Raw genomic sequence first — 20,467 nt, forward strand, 5'->3', positions numbered from 1 at the left:
GGGGACCGTCCGGCCTGATGTGCGTCGGGCCGGACGGTCCGGGGGCGTAGCGAGGTGTCATGCCGCTGCTACGAGCCGACGATGGTGGGCTTGGTGGTGGTGCCGGTGACCACCGCGTAGTAGTCGCCGTTGAACGACGGGTGGTCGCCGGTGGCCACCACGCCCGCACAGCCGGCCGTCGGCGCGGAGACCGTCAGTTCGGTCGGGGTGGCGGCGACCTTCAGGTCACCGGTGGAGTTGGTGTAGGTGCCGTGCGCGGTACCGGTCACCGTGAAGGCGCAAGTCGCCACACTGACACGGGCGTTGACGCCGGAGATGTAGCCCTGCGAGACGCCGGTGGCCGCGGTGTAGTTGGTCACGTTCAGCGTCCACGGGGTGTTCGCGACCGTGTTCACGGTGCCGAGGAAGCTGGTGCACGGCTCGCCGGTCTTGCCGAAGTGCACCGGGTTGATGGTGCCGACGGCGGCCGGGTTGCCGGTCGCGCTGTGCAGGGAGCCGGCGGCGTCGGAGTACGTGCACGTCATGTCGATGCCGTTGATGGAAAGGACCACATTGGTGGACTTGGCGGTGAAGTTCTCCGGCGAGCTGGGGCCGACGACCCAGTTGGTGGGAGCGAGGGCCATCGCGGGGGCGGTGGCCATGGCGAACGCCGCTGCCGCGGCGCCGGACACCAGCGCAAGCTTTCCGAGGGGGTTTCGCACAGTAATGCCTCCGATTTCACCAGCTACGGGGACGGATTCGGCCACGTACGATCCGTGACGAGGCGGACGTTACTTGCGAGAAACATGGGCGCACAATCCTGCCGTGCAAGATTGTGTCGGGCAAGGGCCTACCTTGTGCCCGGGATGAGCAACCGGCCGGTTTTTCTTGTCGATTGGTGCGCAATGGCCAGGCCATTGCCAGGTCATTCGTGCCGAAGTTCCCGGTTCTCTCCCCATAAGCGGTGCCCTGTCGGCCGGTGACAGGTGAAACCCATCAACTGATGACAAGTTCTGGGAACGAAGTACTGCCTCGGTGACAAGTTGGCGACGGCCGGGCGCGGGCTCGCGGAAACTTCTGGAACTGGTATTGCAGAGCAAGGTTACCCGGCCGTAGCGTCCGGTGTGCGGTCGGTCCGGGCAGCTCAGATGCCGTCCGGAGCGTCCGCGTCCACGCTTCCGGCCGCGCCCCCGAAGGCCGGGAGCCGCACGGGCGAAGTGCTCGGCCCGCTCCTGTCGCCGGGCCCGGGCGCTCCCCGGGGCGGGGGTGCCGCGGCTTCGCTCCCCCCGGCCGTGGCACCCCTGTTCCGCATGCACCACCGCGTAACCGCTCCATTTCTGCGCAGTCGTCCGTCCGGCCGGCTTCGGAACTTGTCAACGAGTGACAACGAAAAGGGAATTCACCGATGTGGCCGTCCGAGATCTTGTTTCGGCGCCGCCGGGCAACTTACCGTGCGCCCCTCGGTGCCCTTGTGTCACGTCGTACGTGCCTGCTGGAGGTGGGATGGGAATTGAAGTCGTGGTCGAAGGTCTGACCAAGTCCTTCGGCAAGCAGAACATCTGGCAGGACGTCACCCTCACCTTGCCCGCGGGTGAAGTCAGCGTCATGCTCGGCCCCTCCGGAACCGGAAAGACAGTCTTCCTCAAATCGCTCATCGGGCTGCTCAAACCGGAGCAGGGCCGGGTCCTCATCAATGGCGTCGACATGGTGAACAGCCCCGAACGGGACGTCTACGAGACCCGGAAACTCTTCGGCCTCATGTTCCAGGACGGCGCGCTCTTCGGCTCGATGTCCCTTTTCGACAACATCGCGTTCCCGCTGCGCGAGCACACCCGCAAGAAGGAGTCGGAGATCCGCCGCATCGTCATGGAGCGGGTCGACATGGTCGGGCTGCTCGGCGCCGAGGAGAAGCTGCCCGGGGAGATCTCCGGTGGCATGCGCAAGCGCGCCGGGCTCGCCCGGGCACTCGTCCTGGACCCGCAGATCATCCTCTGCGACGAGCCGGACTCGGGCCTCGACCCCGTGCGCACCGCCTTCATCTCCCAGCTCCTGATCGACCTGAACGCACAGATCGACGCGACGATGCTCATCGTCACTCACAACCTCGACATCGCCGCGACCGTCCCCGACAACATGGGCATGCTCTTCCGCCGCAACCTCGTCACGTTCGGCCCCCGCGAAGTGCTCCTGACCAGCGAGGAGCCGGTCGTCGCCCAGTTCCTCAGCGGGCGCCGCGAGGGCCCCATCGGCATGTCCGAGGAGAAGGATGCCGCGACCCTCGCCAAGGAGCAGCTCAACTCCCCTGCGGGGGGCGGGATTTCACCGCCCCGACGCATCGTGCCGCAGCTGGAGCCCTCGCCGGGTCTGCCCGCCCGCCAGGCGGTGCTGCGCCGCAAGCTGCGGGTGATGGGCATGCTCGACGAGTTGCCGCCGGCCGCCCGGCGTGCCGTCGAGAGCGGCATGGCCCCGGCCCAGGAGGCGACGCCGTGACCATGGAGGCCGAGAGAAACCCGGCGCCCGCGCCGCCCCGCCGGGACAGGCCACCGCGCCGCCCCGTCCCCGGTCTCGGTGCCTTCCGCCAGACCGGCCGGCTCTTCGCGCTGGCCGCGGCCGTCGTCCGGGCCGTCTTCAAGCGGCCCTTCCAACTGCGGGAGTTCATCGAGCAGTTCTGGTTCATCGCCAGCGTCACCATCCTGCCCGCGGCCCTCGTCTCCATCCCCTTCGGTGCCGTCATCGCCCTCCAGGTCGGCTCGCTCACCCAGCAGCTCGGCGCCCAGTCCTTCACCGGCGGCGCCAGCGTCCTCGCCGTCATCCAGCAGGCCAGCCCGCTCATCGTGGCGCTGCTCATCGCGGGCGCCGGCGGCTCCGCGATCTGTGCCGACCTGGGGTCGCGCACCATCCGCGAGGAGCTGGACGCCATGGAGGTCATGGGTGTCTCGCCCGTCCAACGCCTCGTGGTTCCCCGGGTGTTGGCGACCATGTTCGTCGCGCTGCTGCTCAACGGAATGGTGTCCGTCGTCGGCACCCTCGGCGGCTACTTCTTCAACGTCATCCTCCAGGGCGGCACCCCCGGCGCCTACCTCTCCAGCTTCTCCGCCCTCGCCCAGCTGCCCGACCTGTACGTCAGCGAGATCAAGGCGCTGATCTTCGGGTTCATCGCCGGGATCGTCGCCGCCTACCGCGGACTCAACCCGCGCGGCGGCCCCAAGGGCGTGGGCGACGCGGTCAACCAGTCCGTCGTCATCACGTTCCTGCTGCTGTTCTTCGTCAACATGGTGCTCACCGGGATCTACCTCCAGATCGTCCCCCCGAAGGGCGGCTGACCAATGGCCCTCTTCAGCATTCTGGACCGTTCTGGCGATCAACTCACGTTTTACGTACGTGCGTTGCTGTGGATCCCGCGCACCCTGCGGCGCTACCTCAGAGAGGTGCAGCGGCTCCTCGCCGAGGTCGCCTTCGGCAGCGGCGGGCTCGGCGTCATCGGCGGCACCATCGGCGTGATGATCGCCATGACCCTGTTCACCGGCACGGTGGTCGGCCTCCAGGGGTACGCCGCCCTGAACCAGATCGGCACCGCGGCCTTCACCGGCTTCGTCTCCGCCTACTTCAACACCCGTGAGATCGCTCCCCTCGTCGCAGGGCTCGCGCTGTCCGCCACGGTGGGCGCCGGCTTCACCGCCCAGCTCGGCGCGATGCGCATCAACGAGGAGATCGACGCCCTCGAAGGCATGGGCATCCGCAGCCTGCCCTACCTCGTCACCACCCGGATCATCGCCGGCGTCGTCGCGATCATCCCGCTGTACGCGATCGGGCTGCTCAGCTCCTACTTCGCGTCCCGGCTGACCACGGTCGTCTTCAAGGGCCAGTCACGCGGCACCTTCGACCACTACTTCAACCTGTTCCTCTCGCCCACCGACGTGCTGCTCTCCGTGCTCAAAGTGCTCATCTTCAGCGTGATGGTGATCCTGGCCCACTGCTACTACGGCTTCCGCGCCACCGGTGGCCCGGCCGGCGTGGGGGTCGCGGTGGGCCGCTCGGTCCGCAATGCCATCGTGCTGATCGCCGTCACCGACTTCTTCCTCTCACTCGCCCTGTGGGGCGCCACCACCACCGTGAAGGTGGCCGGATGAACGCGCTCACCGTCCGGCGCCGCACCGCCGGAGTCGTCTTCCTCCTGGTCCCGGCCCTGCTCGTGTGGCTTTCGATCGCCGTCTACGACAAGCAGTTCACCCACGCCGACACGGTGACCGTCGAGACGAGCAGCGTCGGCAACGAGATGCATCCGGGCGCCGAGGTGAAGCTGCGCGGTGTCGTGGTCGGCGAAGTCCGCACCATCAGCGCGAACGGCACGGGGGCGAAGCTCACCCTCGCCCTCCAGCCGGACAAGCGCGGCCACATCCCGTCCGACGTACGCGCCCAGATGCTGCCGACCACGCTCTTCGGTGAGCGGTTCGTGGCGCTCGTCCCCCCGCCGAACCCGTCCACGAGAGCGCTCCCGGCCGATGCGACCATCCCGCAGGACCGGTCGAGCAACGCCATCGAGCTGGAGCAGGTGCTCGACAACGTGCTGCCGATGCTGACCGCGGTGAAGCCCGACAAGCTGTCGTCCACGCTCTCCGCCGTCGCTCAGGCGCTGCGCGGCCGGGGCTCGCAACTCGGTGACACCGTCGTCACGCTGGACGCCCATCTGAAGAAGTTCAACCCGAACCTGCCCGCCCTCAACGCGGATCTGGTGCAGCTCGTCAAGGTCTCGCAGACGTACAGCGACGCAGCCCCGGACATCCTGAGAGCGCTCACCGACGCCACCACCACGACCGGCACGCTCGTCGACCAGCAGACCCAACTCCTGGGTGTCTACGGCCAGACCACGAAGACGGCCCAGGACCTCACCGGCTTCCTCCAGCAGAACAAGGACAACATCATCCGGCTCAGCGACGTCAGCCGGCCCACCCTGGACGTCCTCGCGAAGTACTCGTCGGCCTTCCCCTGCACCCTGCGCACCCTGGCCGGATTCGTGCCCGCGATGGACAAGGCTCTGGGCAAGGGCACCGACAGGCCCGGCCTGCACGTCACCGTCCGGGTCGTGCCCTCGCTCGGCAAGTACGTGCCCGGCCAGGACACCCCCGTCTACCGGGGCGGCGACGGACCGCACTGCTATCCGGTGCCGTACCTCGGCTCCCTGCTCCCCGCCGAGAGCGCTCTCACCAAGACGGCCGCCCCCTCCAGTGCCGGGCTCGGTCTGCCGAACTCGCCCCAGGAGAACCAGCTGGTGAACGAACTGCTCGCGCCCGCCCTCTGGCAGGCCCCGCAGTCCCTGCCGGACTGGAGCAGCCTGCTCCTCGGCCCCGCCCTGAGGGGGACGGAGGTGACCATCAAGTGAAGCGCCGCAGCATCGCGGGCCCGCTCGTCAAGTCCCTCGTGTTCGTCCTGGTGACCGTGCTCGCGACCACCGTTCTCGCCCTGTCCATCGCCAACACCGGGGTGGGCGACACCACCACCTACCGGGCCCGCTTCACCGACACCACCGGCCTGATCGAGGGCGACAGCGTCCGCATCGCCGGGGTGAAGGTCGGCCAGGTCGACAAGGTGGAGGTGGTCGACCGGCGGCTCGCGCAGGTCACGTTCTCCGTACAGCGCGGCCGGAGCCTGCCGGGCACGGCCACGGCCGCGATCAAGTACCTCAACATGGTCGGCCAGCGTTACGTCGAACTGGGCCGCGGCACCGGTGCGGTCGGCTCGGCGCTCGCGCCGGGCTCGACCATCCCGGTGCAGCGCACCACCCCCGCCCTCGACCTCACCCAGCTGTTCAACGGCTTCCAGCCCCTGTTCGAAGGGCTCTCGCCGAAGGACATGAACGACCTGGCGGGCTCGATCGTCCAGGTCCTCCAGGGGGAGGGCGGCACCGTGGACAGCCTCTTGAAGCACATCGGCTCGCTGACCACGACCGTCGCCGCGAAGGACAAGGTCATCGGTGAGGTCATCGCCAACCTCAACACCGTTCTGACCACCGTCAACGACCGCGAGGCGGGCTTCAACGACCTCGTGGTCACCCTTCAGCGGCTGGTCTCCGGGTTCGCCGGCGACCGCAAGCCGCTCGGTGAGGCGCTGTCCGCCATGGGAGACCTCACCACCGTCACCGCCGGGCTCTTCCAGGACGGCCGGGCCCCGCTGAAGGAGGACATCAAGCAGCTCGGCCGACTGTCCTCCAACCTCGCCGAGAGCGCTCCCCAGATCGAGAACTTCCTCCAGAAGACCCCGGAGAAGATGCGGGCCGTCACCCGGATCGCGTCGTACGGGTCCTGGCTCAACCTCTACCTCTGCGAGGCGAAGGTGTCCGGCGTCAAGAACGCGGACGGCAGCCCGCCGCCCACCGGGATCCCGGTCAGCGAATCGAGGTGCCAGGGATGAGACTCCCCGCACCGCGGTGGCCCGGAGCCCTGCGCCGGTCCCGCCCCGCCTCCGAAGACGCCGCCTCCGAACAGGTCGTCTCCGAGCACGCCGGTTCCGAACCCCCGGCGGGCCGCCGGGCGCCGCGGCGCCCCCGCCTCAAGCCCATGAAGGAGCGCAACCCCGTCGCGGTCAGTCTGGTCGGCCTGCTCGTCCTGGCCCTGATCGGCCTCGCCGCCTACAACGCGGACTCGCTGCCGCTCATCGGCGGCGGCACCACCTACACCGCCGACTTCTCCGAGTCCGCCGGGCTGCGCGACGGCGACGAGGTGCGGATCGCCGGAGTGAAGGTCGGCCAGGTCAGCGGGGTGTCCCTGGACGGGGCCAAGGTGAAGGTCGCCTTCAAGGTGAAGGACGCCTGGATCGGGGACGCCTCGACCGCCGCCATCGCCATCAAAACCCTGCTGGGCGAGAAGTACCTGGCGATCGATCCGCTCGGCAGCGCCGAGCAGAACCCCGGCGACCGCATCCCGCTGAGCCGCACGACCTCCCCGTACGACGTCACCCAGGCCTTCGAGGGGCTCAGCAACACGATCGGTGAGATCGACACCGCGCAGCTCGCCAAGAGCTTCGAGACGATCTCCGACACCTTCAAGGACTCACCGCCCGATGTGCGCACCGCCGTCTCCGGACTCTCGGCGCTGTCCAAGACCGTCTCGCAGCGCGACACCCAGCTGGCCCAACTCCTCAAGAGCAGCGAGCAGTTGACGAAGACGCTCGCCGACAGGAAGAGCAGCTTCGAGACCCTCATCGACGACGGGGGGCTGCTGCTCGGCGAGCTCAAGCAGCGCCGCGACGCCATCCAGGCACTCCTCAGCGGAACCCGGGGCCTGGGCACTCAGCTCACCGGCCTCGTCAAGGACAATCAGGCCCAACTGGCGCCCACACTGAAGGCGTTGGGGCGCGTCACGGACGTCCTCGTCAAGAACCAGCAGGGCCTGGACCGCACGCTTGCCCTGGCCGGGCCCTACTACCGGCTCGTCGGCAACACCGTGGGCAGCGGCCGCTGGTTCGACACCTACATCTGCGGGCTCGTCCCCAGGAACTACCTCCCGGCGAAGTCGCTCCCCACCACCGGCTGCATGCCGCCGAAGAACGGAGGCTACCCATGAGCCGGCGACGCGCTCTCACGATCGTCGTGGCCCTCGCGGTGATCGCCGTCACCGTGATCGGCGGGCTGCGCGTGTTCGCCGGCTCCGGCGGCAAGCGGATCACCGCCTACTTCGACCACGCGGTCGGCGTCTACCCCGGGTCCGACCTGCGGATCCTCGGCGTCAAGGTCGGCGAGGTCGACTCGGTGACCCCGCAGGGCCAGCAGGTCAAAGTGGTGGTCACCCTGGACCGAGGCGTACGGGTGCCCAAGGACGCCCGGGCCGCCATCGTCTCGCCCAGCGTCGTCGCCGACCGGTACGTCCAGCTGGCCCCCGCCTACACCGGGGGGCCCGAGATCGCGGACCGGGCGGAACTGCCGGCGAGCCGCAACGCCACCCCGGTGGAGGTCGACCAGCTGTACGCCTCGATCACCGGGCTCAGCAAGGCGCTCGGCCCCGACGGAGCAAACTCCTCGGGAGCGCTCTCGGGACTGCTCGACACCGGGGCCAAGAACCTGAACGGCAACGGCGCCGCGATCGGGGACTCCATCGAGCAGTTCGGAAAGGCCGCCAAGACCCTCGACGGCAGCAGTGAGCACCTCTTCGCCACGCTGTCCTACCTCCAGACGTTCACCACCATGCTGAAGAACAAGGACGGCGCGGTGCGCGACGCGCAGAACCAACTCGCCGACGTGACCTCGTTCTTCGCGGACAACAAGGACAACCTGGCGGGGGCGCTCAAGGAACTCGGCACCGCGCTCGGCAACGTCAAGACGTTCATCCAGGACAACCGGGGCAGCCTCAAGGCCGAGGTCGACAAGCTCGCCCCGCTCACCCAGATCCTCGTCCAGCAGCGGGCCTCGCTCGCCGAAGCCCTGGACACCGCGCCGCTGGCCGCCGGAAACGCTCTCAACGCCTACGACCCGGTCCACCGCACCCTCGACGGCCGGGGCAATATCAACGAGGTCAGCATGGGTGGCGACATCGTGTTTCCCGCCAACCCCTCGGTGGCGGGCAGTGCGGGGCTCCTGCCGGTGCCGCAGAACCGGCTGAAAGCGCTCCCGGCGCTGCCGCTGCCCGCGGTCGGCACCGTGTACGGGTCCTCCGACGACACGGCGGACGGTTCCACCGGCGGCCCGGCCGCCGGCCCGACGGGCAAGAAGGGGGGCCGATGATGGCGGCGCGCCTCACTCGCCGGACCGGTGCCGCGCTCGGCGCCGGGGTCGCGGTCGTCGTGGCCCTGGCCCTCACCCTGGGCAGCTGCTCGGCACCCTCGTTCTCCGGCATCGACCAGCTCCCGCTGCCCGGCGGGGCCGACCTCGGCAGCCATCCGTACGACATCACCGCCGACTTCGCCGATGTCCTGAGCCTGGTCCCACAGGCCGCGGTGAAGGTCAACGACGTGCCGGTGGGCCGGGTCACCAAGGTGTCCCTGGCCGCCGACGGCTGGTCCGCCAAGGTCAGCATGCGGATCAGGGGGGACGTCCAACTGCCCGCCAACGCCTATGCCCAACTGGAACAGTCCAGCCTCCTGGGCGAGAAGTTCGTCCAGCTCTCCGCGCCGGCCGAGGCGGCCAAGAGGACGACTCAGGCGACGAGCGGGGGGACGGCTCGGGGGACGGCCGACACGGCCCGGGCGACAGCCCAGGAGACGCCCCACGGACGGCTCGGGCCCGGCGCCACGATCCCGCTCTCGCGGACCAACCGCAACCCCGAGGTCGAGGAAGTCCTGGGAGCGCTCTCGATGCTGCTCAACGGGGGCGGTGTCAGCCAGCTGAAGACCATCACGACCGAACTCAACAAGGCGATCGGCGGCCGTGAACCCGAGGTCCGCTCCATGCTTCAGCGCGTCAACACCCTGGTCACCGATCTGGACGGGCACCGCGGTGACATCACCGACGCGCTGGACGGCGTCAACCGGCTCTCCGCGACGCTCGCCACCCGCAAGGAACAGGTCGGCACGGTGCTGACCGGTCTGTCGCCGGGCCTCAAGGTCCTTGAGGACCAACGGGGTTCACTCATGACGATGCTGAAGTCCCTCGACACCCTCTCCACGGTGGCCGTCTCCACGATCAACAAGAGCAAGGACGACACGGTGGCCGACCTGAAGGCGATCGCGCCGACGCTCCGGGCCCTCGCGGACTCCGGCAAGGACCTGCCGGACTCGCTCCAGGTACTCCTCACCTATCCGTTCAGCGACGAGGTGCTGCGCGGCGTCAAGGGCGATTACCTCAACGTCTACCTCTCGGTGACGGCCGCGCCCGGTACCCAGCTCATCCCACCGCTCACGACGCCGTCGTCCTCGTCGACAGGGGGCACGGGTACGGGCACGCAGAAGGCGCCGCTCGGCCTGCCGCCCGTCGCCGGCTCATCCGGGTCGGGCTCGGGCTCCGGCTCGGGGGTCGGATCGGGATCCGGGTCGGGCTCCGGCTCCGGCTCTGATTCCGGCTCCGGGGGGAGGGGCTGATGCTGACCCTCGCGACCAGGCTCAAGAACGTGGCGTTCCTCGTCATCGGGGTGCTCGTGCTCGGTTACACCGGGTTCCGGTACGCCGACGTCGGGCACTACGTCGGCATCCGCGACTACTACACCGTCAAGGTCCATCTCGCCGAGACCGGCGGCCTGTTCACCCACTCCAACGTGACCTACCGGGGCGTGTCGGTGGGTCGCGTCGGGCCCATCGGGCTCACCGACGACGGGGTCGTGGCCGAGCTGCGCATCAACAACTCGGCGCCGCCCATCCCCACCGCCCTCAACGCCGTGGTGGCCAACCTGTCGGCCGTGGGCGAGGAGTACATCGACCTGCGGCCCACCACCGACGACGGGCCCTACCTCGGCGACGGAGGGGTGATCGAACAGTACGAGACCAGTACGCCGGCCCCCGTCACCACCGTGCTGTCCAGCGTCAACGGCCTTGCCGCGTCGGTGCCGTTGGACTCGCTGCGTACCGTCGTCGACGAGTTCGGGAAGGCTTTCGAGGGGCGTGGCGACGACCTCCAGGTCCTCCTCGACAACGGCAGCGACTTCGTGCGGGCCGCCGACAAGGCGCTGCCGAGCACCACCACGCTGCTGGCGGACGGCCAGACCGTCCTGACCACCCAGGCCGAGGAGGGCCAGGCCATCAAGACCTTCGCCTCGGGGGCGCAGCAGCTGGCCGCGACCCTCAAGGGATCGGACACCGATCTGCGGCGGCTGATCGCCGCCGCACCCGACGCGGCCGGCCAGGTCAGCGGTCTGCTCAGGGACCTCAATCCGGCGATCAGTGTGGTGCTCGCGAACCTTCTCACGACCGCGGACGTGGCGGTGACCCGGCAGCGCGGAATCGAGGAACTCCTGGTGAAGGTACCGCCGTTGGTGGCGGCGGGAGCCACCGCCATCGACACCAAGGGGGCCAATCTGGGCATGGCGGTCACCTTCTTCGCGCCGCTTCCGTGCACCGAGGGCTACGGCGGCACGGTCTACCGCAACGGCCTCGAAACGGTCGACACGCCGAACCTCAACACCAAGGCGCGGTGCGCCGCGCCGGCGAGCAGCGGCAAGGACGTCCGGGGCTCGGCGCATGCCCCGACCGGCGCCCCGCTCGGCCCCCCTGCCCAGCCGGGCGCGCTGCCTCCGAGCCCGGCCGCGTCCACGCCGGTCGTGCCCCCCGCCGCACAGGTGGCCGCGCTTCCCGGCGCCCTGGCGCTGCCCGCGCTGCCCGGCGGTGGCCCCTCGGACCTGGCCGGGCTGCTCGGACTCACGTCCGGCACCGGCGGAAAGGACGGACGCCCGTGATCACGCTCCCCGCTGGTCCCCGGCCCCGGCTGCGCCGCGTCCTCGTCGTGGCCGCCCTCACCGTCTCGGTGGCCTTCGCCGCGTTCGCGGGCTGGACCTACCTCCAGGCGCGGAACGACGACTCGGTCGCGTACGCCACCTCGCGGGACGCCGCGCTCAAGGCCGGCCGTACGCAGATCGCCGCGCTCTCCACGCTGGACGCGGCCCACCCCGACGCCGCCCTGCGTGCCTGGCTCGACGCTTCGACGGGGCCGCTCCAGGACGAGTTGCGCCGCACCGGCGCGGGGAAGCCGACGGCCTCGGCGCGCGGCGAGGTGACCGACGCGGCCGTCACCGAACTCGACGACCGCTCGGGCACGGCGAAGGTCATCGCGACGGTGCAGGTCCGGGTGACCCCGGCGGGCGGCGCGGTCACCACCGACCGCAAGCGTCTCGAAGCGGCGCTCGAACGCACCGATGGGGGCTGGAAGTTGAAGGCGCTCAGTGCGGTTCCGGTCGCCGCCTCCTGAGCCCGGGCCGAGGGGACCTGCGCGGGTGGGCCGAGGCGGCGCGGGGCGGCCGGTTCGGGCGGGAGACCAGAGGGAGAGACGAGGGAGAGACGGCGTGAGCACAGCAGAGGTGAAGTCGGCCACCGGCCCGGATCCGGACGAGGTGAGCCGTGACGCGGGCCGGGCCCAACCGGCCCAACCGGCCCAACCGGACGAAGCGGGCCCCGAAGCGGTCCGGGCTCCTGGAGGAGCCCCTCGCGACGAGCCCGCCGCGGCGCCCGGCCAACCCGCCGCACCCCGCAGCGAGTCCTCCGTGCCGCCCGGCCACCCCGCCGCACCCCGCAGCGAAGAGGCTGCTCGGCCCAGCGAAGCCGCCGCTCCCCGCAGCGAAGAGGCTGCTCGGCCCAGCGAAGCCGCCGCTCCCCGCAGCGAAGAGGCTGCTCCGCCCGGCGAAGCCGCCGCTCCCCGCAGCGAAGAGGCTGCTCCGCCCGGCGAACCCATAGCCTCCCTTGACGAGGGCCCTGCCCCTCTCGACGAGGCCCCCGCACCTCCCGACGAGGCCCCCGCACCCCTGAGTGACCCCACCGCACCCCCGGCCCATCGACTGCGCCGCGTGCTCACCCTCGGATGTGTTCTCGTTCTCCTCCTGGCGGGGGCCGGACTGCTGTTCCAGGCACGGCAGTTGACCAGCACCCCGGCCACCGCGAACCGGGCGCTCACCGATGCCTCCGAGACCACCCGAGTCATCGGGGACGTCAGCAACACGCTCGGCAAGGTCTTCTCGTACTCCGGCCAGGACACCAGCGCCACCGAGCAGGCGGCGAAGGAGTTGCTCAGCGGCCGGGCCGCCAGTCAGTTCGCGGAGCTCTACGGCCAGTTGAGGCAGCGGGCCGCGGAGCAGAAGCTCAGTCTGACCACCCACGTCGTGCGGGCCGGCGTCACCCGGCTCACGCACGACCGGGCGGAGCTGCTCGTCTTTCTCGACCAGCGGGCCCAGCGGGACTCAAGCGCTCCCACCACGGCCGCCGCCCAGCTGTCCGTCACCGCCCAACTCGACTCCGGGCACTGGCAGATCACCGACATCCGAGCCCGTTAGGACCTGGCCGCCGCCGGGCCCCAGCGAGAGGGAGCACGAAGAACATGGCACGCAAGACGACCCAGCCCCTGCTCATCGCCGCGATGGTCCTCACCCTGCTCGCGGGCGGCTTCGCGGTGTGGGCCGGCTGGTCCTGGTACGGCGCGGCGCACGACGACTCGGCCGCCTACGCCTCCTCCCGGGACAAGGCCCTCGCGGCCGGCGAGCAGGCCGTGCAGAACCTCTCCACCCTCGACCACAACGACCTCGCGCATGGTCTCGACATGTGGCAGGACTCCACCACCGGCGATCTCCACCAGCAACTGGCCGACGGGCGCAGTGAGTTCGAGAAGCAGGTGAAGCAGGCGCAGACGGTCACCACGGCCAAGGTCCTCGACGGCGCGGTCACCGAGCTCGACGACCGGGCGGGCAAGGCCCGGGTGATGGTGGCGCTGCGCATCACCGTGCAGGCGCCCAAGGAGAAGCCCGCGGCCAAGGACAGCAGGATGCTCGGCGAACTCACCCGTACCGCGGGCGGCTGGAAGCTGAGCGCACTCGGCCAGGCGCCGGTCGGCAACAGCTCGGCCAACTGACCACTCACCCCAACCCGGACAGGAGCCGCACATGTCGACGACCCGTCATCTGGTCAACCGTCAGCGCCGACTGGCCAGCGCCGGCGCCGCCCGCGTTGCCACCGAGACCGCGCCCGAGCAGCGGTCACGTCCCCTCAACCCGCCGCGGAGGGAGCCGAGTTCGCGGGAGAAGGAGCCGCCGGAGGAGGCCGTCGGGCCGCCGCCCCGACGCCGTCTTCCCGGGACCGGAACGGCCGCTCGGGCGGGGTTGCGCCGTGCGCTGTCCGTGCGCGCGCCCGTCGTCCTGTGCGTCCTGGTCGTCCTGCTCGGCGGGTTCGCCGCGTTCGCCGCCACCCGGGCCGACTCGCTGCGGTCCGATCCGGCCGTCCGGAACGCGGCCCTCACCGATCCGGCCCGTACCAGCGAGGTCAAGGGGCAGACCGAGAAGGCCGTCGCCGCGCTGTTCTCGTACAACTACGCCGACTCCGGGCCGGCGGACAAGGCGGCCTCAACCCTGCTGACGGGCAAGGCGGTTCAGCAGCACCACGACATGCTGGCGGCGGTGCGGGCGCAGGGCAAGGACCAGAAGCTGGTGCTGACGACCACGGTGACCGAGAGCGGTGTGGAGATGATCGACGGCTCCCGCGCCCGGGTCCTGGTCTACGCCGACCAGAGCAGTACGCGCACCGCGGGCAAGAAGCCCGAAACGACGTACGCCGCCGCGATGTTCGCGGTCGACGTGGCGCGCGGGAGCGGCGGCACCTGGCAGATCTCCGGCATCGACACCTTCGGGCAGGGATGATGAAACCCTCGACGCACCTCATCCACCTGCGACGCCTTTCGCTGCTCGCGGGCCGCAAGCGGTTGCGGCGCGGGGTCACGGGCACCGCGGCCGTCGCCGTCGCGGTGGCCGCGCTCAGCGCGTCCCAGGCCCCGGGACTGCTGCGTCCCGCGCCGCCGCACCCGGACGAGCCCGCCGCCGCGGGGCCGGCCGCCGCCGTCCAGGTGGAGCCGCCGGCCGACGGTTCGTACCACACCGAACTCCCGCCGCTGGTGGCCGCGCCGCGGCCGCCGAACGCCCCGCCCGTCGTGGGGGCCGTCGACCCGGTGTGGACGCAGGAGGGCATTCCGGCCACCGTGCTCGCCGCGTACCAGCGGGCCGAGACCCGGCTGCGCGGGACCGCACCGCGCTGCCATCTGCCCTGGCAACTGCTCGCGGCGCTCGGCAAGGTCGAGTCGGGGCACGCGGGCGGCGGCCGGGTCGACGCGCAGGGCACCACGCTGAGCCCGATCCTCGGTCCGGTGCTCGACGGCGCGGGCTTCGCGAACATCGCCGACACCGACCACGGCGCCCTGGACGGCGACCCCCGGCACGACCGCGCCGTGGGCCCGATGCAGTTCATCCCGTCCACCTGGGCGACATGGGGTCAGGACGGCAACGGGGACGGCCGCAAGGATCCCAACAACGTCTTCGACGCGGCGCTCGCCGCAGGGATGTACCTGTGTGCGGACGGGCGCGACCTGGCCGTCCCGGCGGATCTGGACCGTGCGGTGCTCGGCTACAACCACTCGGCCGACTATCTGCGCACGGTCCTGTCGTGGCTGGAGTTCTACCGCAGGGGCACCCATGCCGTGCCCGACGGCAAGGGGGTGCTGCCGAGCACGCCCGGCGCGGGCAGTGCCCAGCAGATCGGCGAGGACCGGGGCCGCAAGCAGGGCGGCGGGATCGTGATCGGGCCGCAGCCGAGCGGCCGGCCCACCTCGTCCGTTCCCCCGCGTCCCGGCGGCAGCCCGTCGGCCTCGCCGCCCCCGAAGTCGCCGCCGCCCACGGCCTCGCCCTCCCCGTCCGCGCCCCCGTCCGGCAGCCCCAGCCCGTCTCCTTCGGGGAGTACGGGCCCGGGCCCCTCGCCGTCGGGCAGCCCTGGCCTGCCGGGCTGCGCCACCGGTTCGCCCTCCGCCTCGCCGACCCCGGAGCCCACCGGGACACCGACCGGCCCGAGCTGCCCCTCACCCACCCCTTGACGGAATCCCCAGCCCTTACGATCCCCGCGATCCCGCACGGATCACCCACCCACTGACGGAGCCCCCAGCCCTTGCGGATCCCCGCGACCCGGCCCGGACGACCCGCCCCGTGACGGATCGCCCGCCCCAGGACGGATCACCCGCCCCCTGACGAAAGGACCTCCGCGAGGTCGTACCGGACCGGTTCCTCCAGCTGGGCGTAGGTGCAGCTGCCGGGGGAGCGGTCCGGGCGCCAGCGGCGGAACTGCGCGGTGTGCCGGAACCGGTCGCCCTCCATGTGGTCGTACGCCACCTCCACCACGCTCTCCGGGCGCACGGCCACCCACGACAGGTCCTTCTTGCCACTCCAGCGGCTGGGCGCGCCCGGAAGGCGGGCGCCCTCGTGTGCGGCCTCCTCGGCCCAGGCGGCCCAGGGGTGCTTCTCGGCGACCGGGTCGGCCATGAGCAGCGGGGCCAGCTCCTCGATGAGTTCCGCCCGCCGTTTCATCGGGAAGGCCGCGCACACCCCGACGTGCTGGAGCGCGCCCTCGGCGTCGTACAGGCCGAGCAGGAGCGAGCCGACCACGGGGCCGCTCTTGTGGTGGCGGTAGCCGGCCACCACCACGTCCGCCGTGCGCTCGTGCTTGATCTTGTACATGAGGCGGGCGTCCGGCCGGTACGGGAGATCGAGGGGCTTGGCGACGACACCGTCGAGCCCGGCGCCCTCGTACTGATCGAACCACCGCCGGGCGACCTCGATGTCGGTGGTGGCGGGCGCGAGGTGGACGGGAGCGGAGACGCCCTTCAGCGCCTCGGTGAGCAGCGCGCGCCGCTCGGCCAGCGGGGTGTCGAGCAGCGAGACGTCGCCGAGGGCGAGCAGGTCGAAGGCGATGAAGCTCGCCGGGGTCTGTTCGGCGAGCAGCTTCACCCGGGAGGCGGCGGGGTGGATGCGTTCGCTGAGCCGGTCGAAGTCGAGACGGCCGCCGTGCGCGATGACGATCTCGCCGTCCATCACGCAGCGTTCGGGCAGCCGCTCCTCCAGGGCGGCCGCCAGCTCCGGAAAGTACCGGGTCAGGGGCTTGCCGTTGCGGCTGCCGATGACGATCTCGGGCCCGTCGCGGTGCACGATCGCCCGGAATCCGTCCCACTTCGCCTCGTAGCTCATCCCGGGCGGGATCTTCGCCACGGACTTGGCGAGCATCGGCTTCACAGGTGGCATCACCGGGAGATCCATACAACCGATTCTCACCGATATGCGGCATTGGTGCCCGCCGCCTACCGTGGCCTGCATGGGCAAGGGCGAGGCGATCGAGCTGGAGGCCGGCGGGCGGACCGTGCGGCTGTCCAATCCGGACAAGGTCTACTTCCCGGAGCCCGGCTACACCAAGCTGGACGTGGCGCGCTACTACCTGGCCGTCGCCGACGGCATCACGCGCGCCCTGCGCGACCGGCCCACCACCCTGGAGCGCTACCCCGACGGCGTGGACGGCGAGTCGTTCTTCCAGAAGCGGGCGCCCAAGAACCTCCCCGACTGGATCCCGACCGCCCGCATCTCCTTCCCCAGCGGCCGGCACGCCGACGAGATCTGCCCCACCGAGCCCGCCGCCGTCCTCTGGGCCGCCCAGCTCGGCTGTCTCACCTTCCATCCCTGGCCGGTACGCCGCGAGGCCACCGACCACCCCGACGAACTCCGGATCGACCTCGACCCGCAGCCCGGCACCGACTTCGACGACGCGGTGCCGGTCGCGCATGAACTGCGCGCCCTGTTGGGCGAGTTGGGGATCACTGGCTATCCCAAGACGTCCGGCGGCCGGGGCATCCACGTCTTCGTGCCGATCGAACCGCGCTGGACGTTCACCGAGGTGCGGCGCTGTGCCATCGCGATCGGCCGTGAGCTGGAGCGCCGGATGGCGGGCCGGGTCACCACCGCCTGGTGGAAGGAGGAGCGCGGCGAGCGCATCTTCGTCGACTACAACCAGACCGCCCGCGACCGCACGATCGCCTCCGCCTACTCGGTACGCCCCAAGCCGCAGGCCCCGGTGTCCGCGCCGCTGCGCTGGGACGAGCTCGACGACGTCCATCCCCAGGACTTCACCCTGCGCACCATGCCCGCGCGCTACGCCGAACTCGGCGATCTGCACGCGGACATGGACGACCACGCCTTCGGCCTTGAGCCGCTCCTCGAACTCGCCGCGCGCGACGAGCACGACCACGCCCTCGGCGACCTGCCGTACCCGCCGGACTACCCCAAGATGCCGGGGGAGCCCAAGCGGGTACAGCCGAGCCGCGCCAAGGACAAGTAGCCGGGGCCCGGATCACCCGAGGACAAGCGGCCCGGGCCCGGTTCAGGCCGCGGCGACCGGCGAGGCCAGCTCGAAGTCGGCGGCGTCGACGCCGCCCTCCTTGGTGTCGTCGTTGGCGAACACGAACGACTCGATGGGCACGCCCCGTTCGTCGCTGAGCGCGGCGACCAGCTCCTGCACCACGACCGTCTCCAGGACGACCCGGGCGCTGGGCGCGGTCCGCGGCAGACGTACGACGCCGAGACTGTCGGCCGGGTCGACGTCCTGGGTGGTGACCAGGAGGGTGAGATGACCGGCCGAGGAGAGCGAGCGGGCCAGCTCCACCTCACGGCCGTCGCCGAAGACGAGGTGCAGGGTGTTGCCCGCCGACTCCATCTCGCCGTGCAGGTAGTTGCGCGTGACCGAGGCCGCGGCCGGCATCCGGGGCACCTCGCGCAGCAGCAGGGCCGCCTCCTCGGCGCTGACCCGGGAGGCGCCGGAGGCCACGCAGTCGGCCGCCACACAGCGGGCCGCGCGGTCGCGCAGCGCGGCCACCACGTCGGCCGCGCGGGCTCGGACGCCCGTCACCTGGGGGGCGATGCCGTCCCACGGGTCGTCCGCCCGGCCCGCTATCGCCCCGGCGATCAGATCGAGGGCCACGACCGTGGCGGTGAAGCCGATGGTCGAGGCGTACGAGTCCGGCTCATTGCCCATGTCGACGGTCAGGCCGGCGAGTTCGCCGAGGGGCGACGGCGTGACATTGAGGACGGCGAGCGTCGGCACGCCCTCGGCCGCCTTGAACGCCGCGATCGTCTCCGAGCTGCGGCCGCCCTGCGAGACCCCGATCAGAAGATCGGTGTCGAAGCCGCGCAGCCCGTCCTCGATCTCGCTGGCGAGCACCCGCTGGGCCGGTACGCCGTGGCCGCGGAGCACCTCGACCGGCACGGCGAGCGCCGCGTAGGAGGCGCCGATCCCGGCCAGGAGCGGGCGCCGGGCCGCGCGCAGCGTTTCCAGGGCCGGCCCGTCGAGCTGCCGGCGCACATGGTCGATCACGCGCTCCAGAGCCTGCGGCTGACCACTTTGGCCGTCGAGGAAGGTGATACGCGATCCGGACATGAAGGAATCCTTTCGTGGGCCCCGCCGGGTGCGGACGGCGGGGGCGCGGAACGAGTGCGAGCGGGTGGTGCGATCAGGCCTTGGAGGCCGGATCGTCCTCCACGGCGGCGCGTGAGGGAATGGCGTCGGGGGAGCGCACGGGAGTGTCCGCAGGTGCGTCGGTGGATATGCCGGTGGATGTGCCGCCGGCCTCGGTGGCTTCGTCCTCGACGGGTTCGCGGCCCGGCGTCGGCAGATTGAACCGCACGATCGCGAACCGGAAGATCACGTAGTAGAGCGCGGCGAACGCGAGTCCGATGGGGATCAGGAGCCAGGGCTTGGTGGCGATGCCGTAGTTGACGACGTAGTCGATCGCGCCGGAGGAGAAGCCGAAGCCGTCCCGGATGCCCAGGGCGTAGCAGACCGCCATGGAGACGCCGAACAGCACGGCGTGGATGGCGTACAGGAGCGGGGCCACGAACATGAAGCTGAACTCGATGGGCTCGGTGACGCCGGTGACGAAGGAGGTCAGCGCGACCGAGATCATCATGCCCTTGACCATGGTGCGGTTCTCGGGCCGTGCGGTGTGCGCGATCGCGAGGGCGGCGGCCGGCAGCGCGAACATGTAGATCGGGAAGCCGCCGGTCATGAACTGGCCCGCGGTCGGGTCGCCCGCCAGGAAGCGCGCGATGTCGCCGTGGACCTCGGCGCCGGTCTGCGGGTTGACGTAGGTGCCGGCGTCGAACCAGGGGAAGACGCTGAAGAAGTGGTGCATCCCGATCGGGATCAGCGCCCGGACCACCAGGCCGAAGATGCCCGCGCCCCAGGCGCCGGTGCCCACCAGCCACTCGCCGAAGTGGTAGAACCAGCCGCCCACGGTCGGCCAGATGACGCCGAACACGATGCCCGTGCCGACGCCGGCGAAGGCGCAGAGGATCGGCACCAGCCTGCGGCCGCCGAAGAAGCCCAGCCATTCGGGGAGTTTGGTGCGGCTGAAGCGCTGGTAGAGCAGGGCCGCGATGAGACCCATGACGATGCCGCCGAAGACCTTGGCGTCCAGCGGCTTGCCGTCGACGCCCTTGGGGAACGCCTCGCTGGCGAGGACCGCCTTGAAGACGAGGTAGCCGACCGCGGCGGCGAGCGCCGTGGAGCCGTCGGCCTTCTTGGCGAAGCCGATGGCCACGCCGATGGCGAAGAGCAGCGGCAGGTAGTCGAAGACCGTCTGACCGCCGGCGGCCAGGACGATGCCGAGCTTGCGGATCAGTTCGGGGAAGTTCTCGCGGCCGAGCAGGTCCGGGCCGCCCAGGCGGACCAGGAGCGCCGCCGCGGGGAGGGTGGCCACCGGAAGCATCAGGCTGCGCCCGATGCGTTGCAGGACCGCCATGACGCCGGCGCCGCCGCGCTTCTTGCCGGCGGCCTTCCCTTGAGCCGTACTCATCCGTGTTCCTCCATCGTGCAAGCGGTCCCGTGGCCATCCAGGGGCGTGGCCATCGAGCCGGTCGGCCGCCGGATCTCGCCGGGTGCCGCAGCCCAAAGGTATGCAGTGGTATTCGAGTGGTCAATAGTGGTCTGCTCGGATTTTTTCGCGATGACCTAAGACCCGGGACGGTGGGCCCGTACGCTGGGTCGAAGCCAGTGGTATGCAGTGGTATGCTCCGGGGAT

Annotated in this window: 19 protein-coding genes; 15 read left to right on the forward strand and 4 right to left on the reverse strand. The window is 70.9% G+C overall.

Annotation, left to right across the window (positions count from 1 at the left end; genetic code table 11):
• Positions 1-68: 68 nt before the first annotated feature.
• The gene (locus tag ACFYNP_RS05945; RefSeq protein WP_388404364.1) at positions 69-671 is read right to left on the reverse strand and encodes a hypothetical protein; all 603 of its coding nucleotides are present in this window, start codon (positions 669-671) and stop codon (positions 69-71) included.
• 811 nt (positions 672-1,482) lie between these two features.
• Here ACFYNP_RS05945 and ACFYNP_RS05950 point away from each other — a divergent pair.
• The 14 genes from ACFYNP_RS05950 (at position 1,483) to ACFYNP_RS06015 (ending at position 15,448) form a co-directional block, all read left to right on the forward strand.
• On the forward strand, positions 1,483-2,469 hold the full coding sequence (locus ACFYNP_RS05950; protein WP_388783007.1) for an ABC transporter ATP-binding protein: 987 nt from the start codon (positions 1,483-1,485) through the stop codon (positions 2,467-2,469).
• Positions 2,470-2,471: 2 nt separating this feature from the next.
• Complete coding sequence (locus ACFYNP_RS05955) at positions 2,472-3,302, forward strand: MlaE family ABC transporter permease (protein ID WP_388404370.1); 831 nt, start codon at positions 2,472-2,474, stop codon at positions 3,300-3,302.
• Positions 3,303-3,305: 3 nt separating this feature from the next.
• Entirely contained in the window at positions 3,306-4,109 is an 804-nt protein-coding gene (locus ACFYNP_RS05960; protein ID WP_100575331.1) for an ABC transporter permease, read from the forward strand.
• The gene (locus tag ACFYNP_RS05965; RefSeq protein WP_388783010.1) at positions 4,106-5,359 is read left to right on the forward strand and encodes an MCE family protein; all 1,254 of its coding nucleotides are present in this window, start codon (positions 4,106-4,108) and stop codon (positions 5,357-5,359) included. The genes ACFYNP_RS05960 and ACFYNP_RS05965 overlap by 4 nt, the downstream gene beginning before the upstream one ends.
• Positions 5,356-6,387 carry an MCE family protein gene (locus tag ACFYNP_RS05970; protein WP_388783013.1) on the forward strand — a complete coding sequence of 344 codons (1,032 nt, stop codon included), beginning with the start codon at positions 5,356-5,358 and terminating at the stop codon, positions 6,385-6,387. Before ACFYNP_RS05965 ends, ACFYNP_RS05970 begins: the two co-directional genes overlap by 4 nt.
• 146 nt (positions 6,388-6,533) lie before the next feature.
• Positions 6,534-7,538 (forward strand): MCE family protein, encoded by a 1,005-nt coding sequence (locus ACFYNP_RS05975; protein ID WP_388783310.1) that lies wholly within the window; start codon positions 6,534-6,536, stop codon positions 7,536-7,538.
• Positions 7,535-8,692: an MCE family protein gene (locus tag ACFYNP_RS05980; protein WP_388783016.1), complete on the forward strand. Its 1,158-nt coding sequence runs from the start codon at positions 7,535-7,537 to the stop codon at positions 8,690-8,692. Before ACFYNP_RS05975 ends, ACFYNP_RS05980 begins: the two co-directional genes overlap by 4 nt.
• Entirely contained in the window at positions 8,689-9,984 is a 1,296-nt protein-coding gene (locus ACFYNP_RS05985) for an MlaD family protein (protein ID WP_388783018.1), read from the forward strand. The genes ACFYNP_RS05980 and ACFYNP_RS05985 overlap by 4 nt, the downstream gene beginning before the upstream one ends.
• Positions 9,984-11,291, forward strand: a complete 1,308-nt coding sequence (locus ACFYNP_RS05990) for an MCE family protein (RefSeq protein WP_388404382.1) — start codon at positions 9,984-9,986, stop codon at positions 11,289-11,291. Before ACFYNP_RS05985 ends, ACFYNP_RS05990 begins: the two co-directional genes overlap by 1 nt.
• Positions 11,288-11,800 carry a hypothetical protein gene (locus tag ACFYNP_RS05995; RefSeq protein WP_388404384.1) on the forward strand — a complete coding sequence of 171 codons (513 nt, stop codon included), beginning with the start codon at positions 11,288-11,290 and terminating at the stop codon, positions 11,798-11,800. The genes ACFYNP_RS05990 and ACFYNP_RS05995 overlap by 4 nt, the downstream gene beginning before the upstream one ends.
• A gap of 94 nt (positions 11,801-11,894) precedes the next feature.
• Positions 11,895-12,875, forward strand: a complete 981-nt coding sequence (locus tag ACFYNP_RS06000) for a hypothetical protein (RefSeq protein ID WP_388783021.1) — start codon at positions 11,895-11,897, stop codon at positions 12,873-12,875.
• Between the two features lie 44 nt (positions 12,876-12,919).
• Complete coding sequence (locus ACFYNP_RS06005; protein ID WP_388404389.1) at positions 12,920-13,447, forward strand: nuclear transport factor 2 family protein; 528 nt, start codon at positions 12,920-12,922, stop codon at positions 13,445-13,447.
• A gap of 31 nt (positions 13,448-13,478) precedes the next feature.
• Complete coding sequence (locus ACFYNP_RS06010; RefSeq protein WP_388783023.1) at positions 13,479-14,228, forward strand: hypothetical protein; 750 nt, start codon at positions 13,479-13,481, stop codon at positions 14,226-14,228.
• A complete protein-coding gene (locus ACFYNP_RS06015) occupies positions 14,228-15,448 on the forward strand; it encodes a lytic transglycosylase domain-containing protein (RefSeq protein ID WP_388783025.1) in 1,221 nt (406 codons plus the stop codon). Before ACFYNP_RS06010 ends, ACFYNP_RS06015 begins: the two co-directional genes overlap by 1 nt.
• Before the next feature lie 136 nt (positions 15,449-15,584).
• Here ACFYNP_RS06015 and ACFYNP_RS06020 read toward each other — a convergent pair whose 3' ends face one another.
• The gene (locus ACFYNP_RS06020; RefSeq protein WP_388783027.1) at positions 15,585-16,661 is read right to left on the reverse strand and encodes an ATP-dependent DNA ligase; all 1,077 of its coding nucleotides are present in this window, start codon (positions 16,659-16,661) and stop codon (positions 15,585-15,587) included.
• A gap of 55 nt (positions 16,662-16,716) precedes the next feature.
• On the opposite strand from ACFYNP_RS06020, the gene ligD reads away from it, so the two are divergent.
• The gene (gene ligD, locus ACFYNP_RS06025; protein WP_388783030.1) at positions 16,717-17,730 is read left to right on the forward strand and encodes a non-homologous end-joining DNA ligase; all 1,014 of its coding nucleotides are present in this window, start codon (positions 16,717-16,719) and stop codon (positions 17,728-17,730) included.
• 42 nt (positions 17,731-17,772) lie between these two features.
• On the opposite strand, the gene ACFYNP_RS06030 is transcribed toward ligD, so the two are convergent.
• The gene (locus tag ACFYNP_RS06030; protein ID WP_388404399.1) at positions 17,773-18,825 is read right to left on the reverse strand and encodes an SIS domain-containing protein; all 1,053 of its coding nucleotides are present in this window, start codon (positions 18,823-18,825) and stop codon (positions 17,773-17,775) included.
• 73 nt (positions 18,826-18,898) lie between these two features.
• Positions 18,899-20,242, reverse strand: a complete 1,344-nt coding sequence (locus ACFYNP_RS06035) for a PTS transporter subunit EIIC (RefSeq protein WP_388783033.1) — start codon at positions 20,240-20,242, stop codon at positions 18,899-18,901.
• Positions 20,243-20,467 lie beyond the last annotated feature (225 nt).

The sequence above is a fragment of the Streptomyces sp. NPDC006691 genome (assembly GCF_042869955.1).
Lineage (GTDB): Bacteria > Actinomycetota > Actinomycetes > Streptomycetales > Streptomycetaceae > Streptomyces.